Origin of the sequence: Antiquaquibacter oligotrophicus (assembly GCF_020535405.1) — a bacterium.
In the GTDB taxonomy this organism is placed as follows: Bacteria; Actinomycetota; Actinomycetes; order Actinomycetales; family Microbacteriaceae; genus Rhodoglobus; species Rhodoglobus oligotrophicus.
The window spans coordinates 1,483,309-1,498,795 of record NZ_CP085036.1; the positions used below are offsets into that span (position 1 = coordinate 1,483,309).

General features: G+C 65.6%; 4 protein-coding genes. 3 read left to right on the forward strand and 1 reads right to left on the reverse strand.

Going from position 1 to position 15,487, the window contains the following annotated elements:
• Window positions 1–163: 163 nt before the first annotated feature.
• The 3 genes from LH407_RS07445 to LH407_RS07455 all read left to right on the forward strand — a co-directional run bounded on the left by LH407_RS07445 (window position 164) and on the right by LH407_RS07455 (window position 14,888).
• Window positions 164–6,019: a ThuA domain-containing protein gene (locus LH407_RS07445; protein ID WP_322134623.1), complete on the forward strand. Its 5,856-nt coding sequence runs from the start codon at window positions 164–166 to the stop codon at window positions 6,017–6,019.
• A gap of 244 nt (window positions 6,020–6,263) precedes the next feature.
• Window positions 6,264–10,028, forward strand: coding sequence for a cell wall-binding repeat-containing protein (locus LH407_RS07450; protein WP_322134622.1), 3,765 nt, complete (start codon window positions 6,264–6,266; stop codon window positions 10,026–10,028).
• 333 nt (window positions 10,029–10,361) lie between these two features.
• Complete coding sequence (locus tag LH407_RS07455) at window positions 10,362–14,888, forward strand: cell wall-binding repeat-containing protein (protein WP_322134621.1); 4,527 nt, start codon at window positions 10,362–10,364, stop codon at window positions 14,886–14,888.
• An 81-nt stretch (window positions 14,889–14,969) separates the two neighbouring features.
• On the opposite strand, the gene LH407_RS07460 is transcribed toward LH407_RS07455, so the two are convergent.
• Window positions 14,970–15,446, reverse strand: coding sequence for a cupin domain-containing protein (locus LH407_RS07460; RefSeq protein ID WP_322134620.1), 477 nt, complete (start codon window positions 15,444–15,446; stop codon window positions 14,970–14,972).
• Window positions 15,447–15,487: the final 41 nt, after the last annotated feature.

Sequence of the window (15,487 nt, forward strand, 5' to 3'; positions counted from 1 at the left end):
GATCATTGGCGATCGAATGCGCATGCACCGGAGCGCCAGTGACCACCACCCTTCCCAACCACGGAGGTCCCGTTCCATGACCCGCACAGCGCTCGCTTCCCCCCGGGGGGCGCATTCGCCACGGCGGAGAGCTCTCGCTCTCGCCACGGGCGCGATGATGGCATTGAGCCTTGCAGTACCCCTCTCCCTTTCCGCGTCGGCGGCTCCGGCAGAAGCTGCCGTCGATTTCCGCGTTCTCGTCTTCTCCAAGACCGCGGGGTTCCGCCACGGATCCATCGAAACCGGCAACGCAGCCATCGAGGCCCTCGGCGAGGCCAACAATTTTGAGGTCGAGGTCAGCGAGGACGCGACCCTCTTCGACGCCGTCAACGCCGACGGCCTTGCCACCTACGACGCAATCGTCTTCAACTCCACCACGGGTGACTTCTTCACACCGGAGCAGCAGGAGACCTTCGAGAACTACATCCGTAACGGTGGCGGCTTCGCCGGCATCCACGCGGCCTCCGACGCGGAGTACGACTGGCCGTGGTGGAACCAGCTCGTCGGAGCGTACTTCAACGGGCATCCGGTCGATCAGACGGCGACCATCAAGATCAACGATCGAGTGAACCCGTCGACCGAGCACCTCACCGGCGACTCGTGGCAGCGACTCGACGAGTGGTACAACTTCCGCAACTTCCAGACGGACAAGGTGCACGTGCTCCTGTCGCTCGTGGAGTCCAGCTACACGGGAGGCACCAACGGCGTCGAGCACCCGATCTCCTGGTGCCAGGAGATCGAGGGAGGGCGCTCGTGGTACACGGGCATGGGCCACACGAACGCATCGTTCAGTGAGCAGAACTTCCTGCAGCACATCCTCGGCGGCATCAAGATCGCGGCGGGTGTTGTGCCGTCGGGATGCTCCGCTTCGCAGAGCGAGAACTACGAAAAGGTCGTGCTCGACGAGAACACCGACAACCCCATGGCGCTCGACATCGTGCAGGCCGGCGACGAAAGCGGAACGGTCTTCTTCATCGAGCGCAACGGTCGCGTTCAGCGGCTCGAGGCCGGCTCCCACGCGAAGTCGACCGCGCTTACCCTGAGCGTGACGCAGGGCAACGAGGACGGCCTTCTCGGCATCGTGCTCGACCCCGACTTCGACGAGAACGGGTGGGGTTACTTCTACTACTCGCCGAACACGGTGTCGCAGCAGGATGGCCCCCACAACCGCATCTCGCGTTTCACCTACAACTTCGCGACCAAGGTCTTCGATCCGGCATCCGAAGTCGCGGTCCTCAAGGTTCCGACACAGCGAAACACGTGCTGCCACGCGGGTGGCGACATGCTCTTCGACAACGACGGCAACCTCATCCTCGCGACCGGAGACAACACGAACCCGTTCGAGTCCGACGGTTACGCGCCGATCGACGAGCGTGCTGGACGCCAGGACTACGACGCTCAGCGCACGTCGGGCAACACAAACGACCTGCGCGGAAAGATCATCCGCATCACCCCCACCGATGAAGGTGGATACACGATCCCCTCGGGCAACCTGTTCGATGAGAACGCGGACACCGAGGGCAAGACCCGTCCCGAGATTTACGCGATGGGCTTCCGCAACCCGTTCCGCATCGGTGTCGACCCGAAGACGAACAACTACCTCGTTGGCGAGTACGGACCGGACGCTGGCGCGCCGAGCGCCACTCGCGGGCCGGCAGGAACTGTCGAGTGGAACATCGTCGATGAGCCTGGCAACTACGGCTGGCCTTACGTCGTCGGCGTGAAGCCCTACCGGGACTACAACTTCGCGACCTCGGCGTCCGGACCGGCGTTCAGTCTCACGGGCCCCACCAACAACAGCCCGAACAACACCGGTCTCACCACTCTGCCGCCCGTCATAGCACCGGAGCTGTGGATGGAGAACGGCCTCAACCCGACGAACGTGCCCGAGATCGGTGGAAGCGGTGCGCCCATGGGCGGACCCGCCTACGATTTCGACCCCGACCTCGAGTCCGACATCAAGTGGCCGGAATACTGGGACGGACGCGCACTGTTCGGCGAGTGGAACCAGGGCAAGATGTACTCGTTCCAGCTCAACCGGGACGCACCGGGCGACGTTGGCAGCCGCGTGGTCGACATCGACCGCACGATGCCGGGCATCTTTGACCCGAGCCTGCCGGTGGACCAGCGGTGGAACCGTTCGATGGACTTCGAGTTCGGCCCTGACGGTGCGCTGTACATCATTGACTGGGGTTCGGAGTTCGGCGGGTCGACCGGTGACTCTGGTGTGTACCGGATCGACTACATCCAGGGCAGCCCGTCGCCGATCGCGCGTGCTGGGTCCGACATCTCCAACGGACCGACCGCTCCGCTGACGGTGCAGTTCAACAGCGATGGCACGCGTCATCCGCTGGCCAAAGACTTCACCATCGAGTGGGACTTCGGAGACGGTTCGCCGACCTCGACCGTCGAGGATCCGATCCACACCTACATGTCGATCGGTACCTTCCAGGCGACCCTCACGGTCACGGACGAGGAGGGCAAGGTCGCCGTCGCGACGGTGCCGATCATCGTCGGAAACGCCATGCCCGAGGTGACCATCACCTTCCCGCAGAGCGGCGGCGTGTTCGAGTGGGGCGACCAGATCGCCTACGAGGTGACGGTCAACGACCCTGACGCCAGCGGTCCGATCGATTGCTCTCGCGTTCGTGTGCTTCCCGCACTCGGACACGATTCGCACAACCACGATTTCGGTGAGCAATTCGGATGCCAGGGCAGCTTCCAGACCGCACGTGACGCCGGTCACGGTCTCGAGGCCAACCTCTTCTGGGTGGTCAACGTGAGTTACGTGGACGACGGCGGTCTCGCGGGAACCCCGCTCACGGGCTTCGCTCAGACGGTGCTCAACCCCTCGCTCATGCAGGCCGAGTACTTCGACGAGACCGGCCGAGTGAACGGCACGGGTGGCGCCGACGACGGCGTTCGTGTCGAGACAACGAGCGACTCCGCGGGAGGTGGCCAGAACCTCGGATTCATCGAGGTCGGTGACTGGTTCTCGTTCGAGCCGTTCAACCTCCAGGGTCTCGACTCGGTGTCGATGCGTCTGGCCAAGGGATTCCCCGGAGCAGGCAACTTCGACGTCCGGTGGAACTCGCCAACGGGGCCGACGATCGCGAGTGTGCCATTCGGGCCGAGTGGTGATGGCAGCCAATGGCAGGTCTACTCCGACTTTGAGGCCGACTTCATCGAGGATTTGCCACAGGGCACCGGCACGATTTACTTCGTCCTCACCGAGGGCGGGGCGAACGTGAACTGGATCGAGTACATCGGCGACGGTCTGCCGAGCAACGAGCGACCCGTCATCGACTTCGAGGTTGACACCACGTCGGGTGAAGCACCGCTCACGGTCAACGCGACCGTATCGGCGACCGACCCCGACGCGCAGGAGGGTGACGGGCCGGTGACGTTCCAGTGGAACTCGGGCACGGGCTCCGGATTCGTTCCGGGCGACGCATCCGAGTCCTTCGTCTACGACACCGCTGGGCAGTACCAGCTCACGGTGCGGGCGACGGATGCCCGGGGCGCGTACACCGAGGAGTCGAGGGTGATCACGGTCACTGACGCACTCTCCGGCATGTGCTTTGCGGGACGCTCCGACGGCTTCGACGGCACCACTCTGGACACGGCCCGGTGGAACTCCATCGTGCGACCGAACCAGAACCTCGTAGTCGATGACGGCGTTCTGACCATCCCGGCAGCCCGTTCGGACATCCACGGTGGTGGCGGCAACACGCCGAACATCGTGTTGCAGGACGCTCCGGATGGCAGTTGGAGTGCAACGGCGAAGATCAACTTCCCCGCGCGCACGCAGTGGCAGCAGTCGGGCATCGTGCTCTACGAGAACGACGACAACTACATGAAGCTCGTCATGATCTCCATGAGCGCCGATGGCAACGCGGCCAACCGTGTCTTCCAGTTCCTCAAGGAGGACGACGCGACACCGGTCGAGCAGAACTCGCCGAACCTGGGCGCCGAGTTCCCGGACGACTACTTCGTTCGTCTGGTGAGCGACGGAACGACCATGACGGCGTGGTACTCCACCGATGGGGAGAACTACACGCAGGTTGGCAATGGATTCGCGCTCTCGGGCATCGAGAACCCGCGGATCGGTCTGCTGACGCTCGGGTCGACCTCGTCCCAGACGGAGTCGCTGCCGATCATCGATGCGAAGTACGACTGGTTCTACATCACTCCGGATGACACCATCCCGGCGGCCGACCCGAACGACGAGTTCGACGGCACGGCCCTCAACTCCTGCCGCTGGTCGGTAGTGAGGGAGGACCCGGCTGGTTACCGAGTGCAGAACGGTGCGTTGCAGATCGATACCACCGCGAACGACATCTACGGGGGTGAGCAGGGTGTGCCGAACTTCATCCTGCAGCCGCAACCGGGTGATGACTGGGTGGTAGAGACGAGGCTCGATGGGTCGGACTTCGATCGCCAGTACCACCAGGGCGGAATCATCCTCTACACCGATGATGACAACTACGTGAAGCTCGACCTCGTCTCCACCAACCAGGGTGGCTCGCCTGTCGCGCGCAACCTGGAGATGCGGAGCGAGATCGGTGGTGTGGTCCAGGAGCCGCAGCCGTCGGCGTCGGCACCGTCCAACGGAATCGTGTACCTGCGGTTGGAGAAGGCCGGTACGACCTTCACCGCGTACTCGAGCCCCGATGGTGTGACGTGGACTCCGTTCACGCAGCAGGTGAGCAACACGGCAGTCGCGAACGCTCGCGTCGGCCTGTACGCCCTCGGCAACGCGACGCAGGGCCAGGTTTCGGCGACGGCGTACTTCGACTACTTCCGCCTCGTTGGGCAGGAGCCGGTCGATGAGACGGCGCCGACCGTATCCGGTTCGGCGAGCGGTCGCACGGTGACGCTCACGGCGCAGGACGCCGGAAGCGGTGTCGCGTCGATCGAATACCAGTTGCCGGGCGAGTCCGCATGGACGACCTACTCCGCGCCGTTCGCGGTGCCGGGTACGGCCGAGGTGATCGTCTCGATTCGCGCGACGGATGTTGCGGGCAACGTGAGCACGGTCGGAACGGTCACGGTCGCGGCGACCGAGAATCCGAACCCGGATGTCACGGTCGACCGTATCGCCGGAGCCAACCGGTACGAGGTCGCGGTGAACATCTCGCAGAACGCCTACCCGGAGACGGCACCCGTCGTCTACGTCGCCAGCGGCGCGAATTACCCGGATGCGCTCTCGGCAGGCCCTGCCGCCGCGCACGAGGGTGGCCCGCTCCTGCTGGTGCAGCCGAACGCCATTCCGGCGGTCGTGAGCGCGGAGATCCAGCGACTCAGCCCCGACAAGATCGTGGTGGTCGGTGGTACTGCGTCGGTAACCGCTGATGCGTTCTACTCGCTCTCGCTCCTGGCGGACGAGTCGGTGCGCATCGCAGGGGCCAACCGCTACGAGGCGTCTCGCAATGTCGCCGAGTACGCGTTCGGCTCGGCCGAGTTCGCCTACCTCGCGACGGGTGAGAAGTTCCCCGACGCCCTGAGCGCCGGTGGCGCAGCGGGTGTCAAGGATGCCCCGGTGATCCTCGTTCAGGGATCGGCTACCGACCTCGACGCGGCCACCGGTGCTCTGCTGGAGGCTCTCGGAACGACGGAAACGCGTGTTCTCGGAGGCGAGGCATCCGTGTCCGCCGGGGTGTTCGACGACATCGCGGCCATCACGACGGCGACACGTCTGGGTGGATCCGACCGGTACGAGGCGGCGCGAAACATCAACGCCGACGCGTTCGACACGGCGGAGCGGGCCTTCATTGCCACGGGGCTGAACTTCCCCGACGCACTCGCCGGCTCGGCGTGGGCCGCCTCCCTCGGCGCTCCGCTCTACGTCGCGCCGGGAACGTGTGTCACGGCGGGTGTTCTGTCGGATCTCGATTCGCTCGGTGTCACTCACGTGACGCTGTTGGGCGGGGAGGCGTCGCTGACTCCGGCGGTGTTCTCGCTCACTCCGTGCGCGTGAGGTAGCCGTCTAACGTACTGAGGCCGTCGCGGTCGCTCCTTCGGGGGTGATCGCGACGGCCTCAGGCATGTGTGCCACCCCCGGTCGGGGGATAGAACCCTTGCGGCGACTATTCGTCACTCGTATGATGTCTGACAAGGGCCTGCCAGGGGCCCGCGGGACCCCGCTCCACGATGTTGTGGGCACGAGACCAATGACGGTCGTGTGAGGGGGCGATCCCTCTCGTCAACACAAGGGACCACCAATGAAGCTAGGTTCACAGAGAGTCGCGCTGCTCACCGCCGCAGCAGTAGTCGCGACCACCGCCATGGTGGCGGCGCCGGCATACGCCGACACCACCACCATCTACGCCGCGCCGGGAGGGTCGGGCGAGGCGTGCACCGTTTCCGCACCGTGCTCCATCGAGGGTGCACAAGAGTTCGTGCGGGACTTCCAAGAAGCCCCGACGGGCGACATCACCGTCGAGCTTGCCGACGGCCGCTACGAGATCGCCGAGCCGCTCGAGTTCCGCGCGGAGGACGGCGGCCGCGACGGCAGTACGGTTCGCTGGACGGCCGCAAGCGGCGCCAACCCCGTCATCAGCGGTGCATCCCCCGTCACCGGGTGGACGCTCCACGACGCCGAAAAGAACATCTACGTCGCCGACACTCCCGTAGGCCTCGACAGCCGCAACCTCTACGTCAACGGCGTGACGGCGCAGAAGGCGACCTACGCCATCACCAACAACGCGCACATCACGATCACCGAGACGGGTGTCCAACTCAATGACCCGTCTCTGGCGTTCCTCAACAACCTTCCCGACCAGGACCGCATCGAGTTCGAGAGCAAGGGTGACTTCACCAACCGCTTCTCACCGGTCGTCAGCATCTCGGGCAACGTCGCGACGATGAAGCAGCCCGCGTGGAACAACAACACGTGGGGTTGGGACACCGTTCAGTATTCGCTTCTGGCACCGTCGCACTACTGGTTCAACAACGCGTACGAGTTCATCAACGAGGTCGGCGAGTGGTACCTGCAGCCCGATGACGGCAAGCTCTACTACAAGCCCGCCGCTGACGTCGACCCCAACAACCTCGACATCCAGCTCCCCCGCATCGAGCTCATCGCGAGCGTGGGTGGAACCTATGACGAGCCCGTGCAGAACCTCGAGTTCAGCGGAATCACCTTTACGGGATCATCGTGGCTCGAGCCGACCTCCGAGGGTTACGCGACCCAGCAGAACGGCTCCTACATCAAGGGTGTCTACGAGTACCGTCCCGCTGACGCGTTCACGAGTTGCCGCCGAGGCTGCGAGCTCTTCGAGCGCGCACGCACCGGGTGGTACCAGCAGCCGGCCGCCGTCCAGGTCTCGGCAGCGCAGGGAGTCGTCTTCGACTCCAACACGTTCGTCAACCTGGGTTCCGCAGCGCTCGGAGTCGGTAACGACACCAACGCCGCGTACTCGGGCGTTGGGCTCGGCGCGAGTGACATCACCGTCAACGGCAACCTCTTCAACGAGGTCAGCGGCCAAGGCATCTTCGTCGGTGGAAACCGACCGGATGCCCACCACCCGAGCGACGTTCGGATGACGAATAAGGACATCTACATCACCAACAACACGGTCAACCGTGTCGCGGTGGACTTCAAGGACAACTCGGGAATCCTCTCGACCTACGTGACCAACGCGCAGATCGTGAACAACGAGGTCTCCAACGTCTCCTACGACGGCATCGACACCGGGTACGGCTGGGGCATGAACGACGAGGGTGGCTCGGGCGAGTACACCAACCGCGGTTACTACAACTGGAACACGCGGTACACGACGCCCACCACACTCAAGGACAACCGCGTCGCGGCCAACATCGTGCATCACGCCAAGGGTCGCTTCAGTGACGGTGGTTCGATCTACAACCTCTCGGCGACCCCGGGATCGTTCATCGAGCGCAACTACGTCTACAACAACCCGGGTGTCGGCCTGTACGCCGATGAGGGAACGCGATACGCGACGTACCGCCAGAACGTGCTGCAGAACAACAGCCCGTGGTACTTCAACAACTCGTACGGCGCGACCAACACGAGCAACAACACGATCACCGGCAACTGGTACAACCAGGGTGGTGTCTCGATCCCCAACCAGGGATCGAACAGCATCACGCTGACCGGCAACGTCCAGGTGAGCGGCACGAACTGGCCGGCTGGCGCACAGCAGGTCATCTGTGAAGCCGGTGTCGCCGGCGAGTACCGCACCCACTTCAACGCCAACCTCTTCACGGAGAACTCGGCATGTGGTGGTCAGGGTGGTCCCGTCCAGGCGCCGTACCAGACCAGTGGTGTGTCTGCGACGAGCTCGTTCTTCGCCCAGGACGGCGACAGCTTCGGCATCCGTGCCGCAGGTGCTGACGTGTGGGGTGCCGGTGGTCAGACCGACGACGACTTCGGTGCGATCTTCAAGGCCGACTCGGTCGGTGCGAACTCGTTCGTGTCGGCACGTGTCGACTCGCTCAACGACACCAACGCGTGGGCAAAGTCCGGTGTGATGATCCGCAACGACATCACCCAGCCCGACACCTCGCCGGGTTACGCGATTCTCGCTGTCACGCGCAGCAACGGTGTCGTGTTCCAGTGGGACTCGAACGGTGACGGTCGTGTCGACCAGGCGTCGAGTGCGAGCGCGGACCTGTATCGCGCGATCTGGCTCAAGATCCAGCGTGCGAACGGTCAGTACACGGCTCACTACTCGTACGACGGTGTGAACTACGCGCAGATCGGTGCGGCGGTGACGCTTCCGGGCGCAGCCGCGGTGCAGGACGGCGGAATCTTCAGCACGTCGCACCACGTGTCGCAGTCCGCGATCAACGTGTTCAGCGATCTGACGATCGCCGATGCGGTGGACGAGACCGCACCGACCGTGTCGGCATCCGTCTCGGGTCGCACCGTGACGCTCGACGCTGAGGATGCCGGAAGCGGCGTCGCCTCGATCGAGTACCAGTTGCCCGGCGGCGAGTGGACGGCTTACACCGAGCCGTTCGTTGTGCCCGGAACGGACACCGTCACGGTGTCGTACCGCGCGACGGACAACGACGGCAATGTGAGCGAGGTCGCGACGATTGACGTGATCCCCGCTCCGGACGCCGAGGTCGACCGCATCGCGGGAGCCAACCGCTACGAGGTTGCCGTCAACATCTCGCAGGCCGCGTACCCTGACACGGCCCCCGTCGTGTACATCGCCAACGGGCAGAACTACCCGGACGCGCTGTCGGCGGGACCCGCCGCGGCATTCGAGGGTGGTCCGCTGCTGCTCGTCCAGCCGGATGTTGTGCCCGACTCGGTCAAGGCCGAGATCGAGCGGCTGAACCCGTCGAAGATCGTTGTGGTCGGCGGCATCCTGTCGGTCACGGAGGGGTCGTTCAACGAGCTCGCGGCTCTGACCGACGAGACGGTGCGTGTCGCCGGTGCCAACCGCTACGAAGTGTCGCGCAACCTCGCGGAGTACGCCTTCGACGACGAGGTGCCGTTCGTGTACATCGCGACCGGGGAGAAGTTCCCCGACGCGCTCGCCGCTGGTGGCGCCGCCGGTACACGCAACGCTCCCGTGGTGCTCGTGCCCGGCTCGGCCGCGACCCTCGACGCCGCGACGTCGGCACTGCTCACGGAGCTCGGCACCACGGACACGCGAGTGCTCGGTGGCGAGGCTTCCGTGACCGCGGGAGTGTTCGCGGGTGTCGACGCGCTCACCACGGCGGTTCGACTCGGTGGCGCCGACCGCTACCAGGCGGCGCGCACCATCAACGCGGACGCGTTCGACTCAGCCGAGCATGCCCTCATCGCGACGGGAATGAACTTCCCCGACGCGCTTGCGGGTTCCGCGTGGGCTGCCGCCGCCGGCGCTCCGCTCTTTGTGGCGCCGGGTTCGTGCATCCCGTCGGGAGTGCTCGCCGATCTCGCCGACCTGGGGGTCACTCACCTGACCCTTCTCGGTGGCGAGATGTCCCTCACCCCGGAGGTGGCGTCGCTCACGCCGTGTGCGTGATCCCCTGAAATAACGATGGCCGCCGCGGCCGTCGAGCGGATGCCCGGCATCCCCTCGGCCCGCGGCGGCCATCGTCGTTCCCGGCCCCCGTTATCAACTCGTTATCGGTGAGCAACGATCACTAAGGTGCCCCGTGCCCTGTGGCCGCCTGAAAGAGCTTCTGCGCCTCGCGGAGGCTCGGTCGAGAAAATCACACGCGCGAAACATGGCGAAACGAACTCGAAACGTCTGACCCCTAATTTCAGCCACGAAGTATCTCTTTCCGTGGTGGAAGTACCTTCGTCGACCCCGGATACGTCCCCTCTCTATCCGTCAGCGAACCCAGGAGTCCTCGTGACCGCAACTGGCTTAGCACGCGCCCGCGTGCTCGCCCTCGTCCCCCTGGTTGCCGCATCCCTGCTACTACCCGTCGCAGCGACCACGGCAACCGCAGCACCGCTCGATGTCGAACCCGACCTGACATCCCTACCCGATCCCATGGATCGGGGTGACTACACTCCCGCCGTCATCCAGGAGACCAAGCTCGGTCTCGTCGACCTGCAGGAGCCCAACTCGAGCGGCACCGCGCCGGGCACCGGCCAGGTCCAGTCCGCCGAGCAGATGCAGATCCGCGGACAGCTCTACTACCCGGCCGACCGCACCGAGCCCTCCCCCGTGCTCATCCTCGTACACGGAAACCACGGCTCGTGTGACGTCAACGGCAACACCGCCGTCCTCAGCTGCAACGAGTTCAAGCGCAACGAGGCCGGCTACGCCTACCTCGCCGAGAACCTTGCAACGTGGGGATACACGACCTTCTCGGTCTCCCAGGACCAGATGATGATGCGCCAGGACAACGCGAAGGGTAAGGGCATGCACCAGCGTCGCCTGCTCATCGCAGCTGCTCTCGACGCGCTCAGCGCCGCGAACGCCGAGGGTGGTCTGCCCGTCGACGCCAACACCACCATCGGCACGACCCTCGTCGGCAAGCTCGACATGACCCGTATCGGTCTCATGGGCCACTCGCGCGGTGGCGACGGCGTCACGAGCTTCATCGACTACAACCGCATGCGCACGGACGGCCCGCGCTACCCGCTGCGCGGTGTTATCTCGCTCGCGCCCGTCGACTACGAGCGCAAGGCGCCGTACGGTGTGCCGTACATGTCGATCCTCCCCTGGTGTGACGGCGACGTCTCCAACCTCCAGGGCGCCCGGTTCTTCGAGCGCGCGCAGTACGTCAACGGCGACAATGCGTTCCCGGTGATCCAGTCCTCGCAGCTCGGTGCCAACCACAACTGGTACAACACCGTGTGGTTCGCCGACGGTCAGGACGGCGGCAACGTGGCGGATGCCGCGTGTGGAAACTCGCAGCCGACGAACTCGACCAACGTGCAGCCCAACAACCTGCGCTTGAGCGGGGCTTCGAGCTACGACACCCCGTGGCCGTACGTGATCAACAACACCGACACGTACAACCCCCTCGTCAACACCAAGATCTCGGGTGACCCCGAGAAGATGGGCGACCAGGAGAAGATCGGTCTCGCGACCATGGCGGCCTTCTTCCGTCGCTACGTCGGTGGTGAAGGCGCGTTCGAGCCGTACATGACCGGTGAGCTGTCGACCACGGAGAACCACTACCAAATCCCCGAGTCGGCCTGTCCCACGAGTGAGTCCGGCATCCGCATCGACTGCGCCGAGCGTGTGTCGACGAGCTACTTCCCGCCGGCGTCCGAGCGTGTTGACCTCATCCGCCCGGAGATCGAGAACCCGCTCACGCTCAACGCCCTGGGTGGCACCCTGAGTGGCACCGGCTTCGCGTACCCGTACCTCGACAACGGCGGCGTCACGCTGCCGGCGCCGACGGCACAGGGATTCGACTGGTGCAACCCGGAGCCCGACCACTTCGCTCCGTCGCAGCTCGGCATCTCAACCCAGCCGACCGGCGCCAAGGCGTGCCCGCTCCCGGGCAAGGCCGAGCTCGGTGGCCAGAACGGCACACGCGAAAACTCGCCGGTCAACCACTCCTACGGTCGCCAGCTGGCGCTCGCGTGGGAGGCCGGAACCGCGGCGACCCTCACGGCGGACATCCCCGCCGCGTCGAGTGACATGAGCGGACTCAAGGCACTGGCCATGGGCGCCGACGTGAACTTCTTCGACACGCGCAACCCCGGCACGACGCGCACGGAGAACGGAGTCAACCTCCCCGTCACGTACAACCCGGAGGCGACGACGCAGGACTTCGTCATCGCGCTCATCGACAGCGAGGGCAACGAGGCGACGGTCAACGCCGGCGACGAGCGCTGGGGCAACGCCCTGCACATGTCGACGGGTACCACGACGGCGCGCACGCACATCGTGCTCGACCAGATCCGCGTGCCGCTCGCCGCATTCGAGGGTGTCGACCTGACGTCCCTCGACCGCCTCGAGCTGCGCTTCGGTGTCGAGGGAACCCCGTCGTCCGGCTCGATCCAGCTGGCCGATGTGCGTTTCCAGGAGGCTGTGACGGATGCCCCCCTCATCCTCTCGGACGGCACCGAGCCCGACCAGGGCGCTGGATACGGGGCTCCGGCCACCGGTCCGGACCCGGCCGACTACCTCTTCGCCTACGACGCCACCCCCGGTGAACTCATCCTCGAGGACACGACGGGTAACCCCGCGTCGAACTCCACCTGGGTGGTCGACGACGACATGGCGCAGTGCCCCAGCGCGAACTTCACGTCGATCCAGGCAGCGGTGAACTTCGCCGCTCCGTGGGACACGATCGTGGTCTGCGAGGGAACCTACGTCGAGAGCACCACTCCGACCACCAACGGCGGCAGCCCCGCGCAGTCCGGTTCGAAGAACGGTCTCCACATCACCAAGCCGCTGCGCATCAAGGGTGCCGGTGCTGACAAGGTGACGATCATGCCCGACCAGAGCCTCACCACTCTCGCCGGTACGGCTCCGTACCTGCGTGACGGCGGCGGCAACGTGATCTCGGTCACGCGCCAGTCGCTCGGCTCGACCGACACGAACGAGCTGTTCCTCGACCTCTCCGGTGTGACGGTGACGTCGGGAACGGTCGAAGCCGAAGCGGGCATCGCCTTCTTCAACGCGGCGGGTCGTGTCTCCGACTCGGTCATCGGTGTCGGCTCCAACCCGATGGGCTGGGGCATCGTCAAGACGGGTTCCATCCGCGGTGCGGGTCCTGGAACCGTCGAGAGTGAGGTGACCGTCCACGGTTCGGTCGTCACCGGCTTCCGCTTCGGCGGCATCCTGTTCGACGGCGGCCTCGGCGCCGACGGTGCCGCAGGCAACCTGGAGCGCTCCGGCATCATCCAGCACGGTTACGTGAGCGACACTGTCGTCACGGGTGCGGGATCGCTCGGAGTCAGGTACACCAACGGTGTCGACGGGTTCATCAAGAACAGCCGCATCACGGGTAACGAGTACGGCGTGCTGTTGAGCGATGCCAAGACGGAGACGGACGACGTCGCCATTTCGGGCAGCGTAATCACGGGCAACACCTACTCGGTGTACAACGCGAACGCGGCGACCACCGCGGTGCGCGAGGGTGCCCCGGTCACGGTCACCGGCAGCTACCTGGCTTCGGACCCCGTGTCGCCCGTCGACACGCAGTCGAACCCCACGGTGATTGTCGAGAGCCCCGCGGCCGGTGACATCGAGGGTGTTCCGACGGGTGTCGGTTCCTTCGAGGATGCCGCGCCGACGGCGAAACTCGTCGACCCGGCCGACGGTGAGATCGTGAACGTCGGCCAGACGATCACGCCCATCGCGAAGGCGCTGGACGACTTCGCCGTGAGCTCGGCGACCCTCGTGGTCAACGGCACCCCGTTCGCGACGGGAACGGTCTCGCCGTTCACGTTCACGTGGGCGCCCGGAGCTGAGCTCCGCGGAACCGATGTCACCCTCACGACGATCGTGACCGACTCGGCCGGTCAGCAGACCGAGTCGAGCCCGATCACGATCACCGTGCCAGACATCACCGTCGACCGCATCGCTGGCGCCACCCGTTACGACGTGGCTGTCGGAATCTCGCAGCAGGCCTACCCGAGCACGGCACCCGTCGTGTACGTGGCCAGTGGCGCGAACTACCCCGACGCCCTGTCGGCCGGTCCCGCCGCCGCATACGAGGGTGGTCCGCTGCTGCTCGTGGGGCCCGACGAGGTCCCTGCCGCGGTGAGCGCCGAGATCGCACGACTGGATCCGGCGAAGATCGTGGTCGTGGGTGGCACCGCCTCGGTCACCGAGGGAGCGTTCAACACGCTGTCGGCCCTCGCTGACGAGACGGTCCGCATCGCGGGCGCGAACCGCTACGAGGTCTCGCGCAGCATCGCGGAGTACGCCTTCCCCGACGAGGTTCCGTTGGTCTACATCGCCACCGGCGAGAAGTTCCCGGACGCACTCGCCGCTGGTGGCGCCGCAGGTTCGAAGGATGCCCCGGTGCTTCTCGTCAGGGGATCGGCTACCGACCTCGACGACGCCTCGGCGGCGCTCCTGGAGAGCCTCGGAACGACGCAGACACGTGTTCTCGGTGGCGAAGCATCCGTGACGCCGGGTGTCTTCGACGACGTCGATGCGATCGCCACGGCGACCCGCCTCGGCGGAGCGGACCGGTACGAGGCTGCTCGCACCATCAACGCTGACGCATTCGTCACCGCGGAGCGGGCGTTCCTGGCCACCGGCCTGAACTTCCCCGACGCGCTGGCGGGCTCCGCGTGGGCCGCTTCCGCTGGTGCACCGCTCTACGTCGCACCGGGAACGTGTGTGACGGCGGGTGTTCTGGCAGACCTCCAGGCCCTGGGTGTGACCTCCGTCACACTCCTCGGTGGAGAGGCCTCGCTCACACCGGAGGTGTTCGCGCTCACGCCCTGTGCGTAAGTCAGCCTGATCGCGACGGCCGTCGCGGTGGTCGGTGGATGCCCAGCATCCCCGCCATCGCGGCGGCCGTTGCCGTTCGTCCTAGTCGTCTACCTCGCACAGGCTCAGGTCGGTTTGGGCGAGGGGCTGACCCTTCTCGATGAGGTAGGTCACCAGAAGAACAACGTCAACGTCGCCCTCGTTGACCCCTTGGTGGATGTAGTCGGCACCTTCGACGATCGACTCGCCCGTCTCGTAGACCCGCACCCCGCCCGGATGCACGGGCGCGTAGTGGGTGAGCGCACCCTGCTCGACGACGGCGATGAGTTGGCCGGCGTGACAGTGCTCTCCGGTTCCCGCCCCGGGAGCGATCGTGATGCGACGGAATGCGACGTCGGTTGGGCCATCGACGTCAACGTCGAGTGAGTCGGTCTGGCTGCCAGCGCCGAGCTCCTCCACCGCGACGGGAGCCTCGGTGACAGCAGGAGTCGGAGTGGGTGTCGGCGACGGCAGTGACCCGGCCGAGCATCCGGTGAGAGCGAGGGTGACCATGGCAACAGTAAGGATGCGTCGATGCATGCCTCCCATAGTGCTGGGCCGCGGTGGTGTGAGTAAGTCCC

Coding starts and splice junctions, on each gene's coding strand:
- LH407_RS07450 (WP_322134622.1), top strand. CDS start 6,264: ATGAAGCTAGGTTCACAGAGAGTCGCGCTGCTCACCGCCGCAGCAGTA.
- LH407_RS07460 (WP_322134620.1), bottom strand. CDS start 15,446: ATGCATCGACGCATCCTTACTGTTGCCATGGTCACCCTCGCTCTCACC.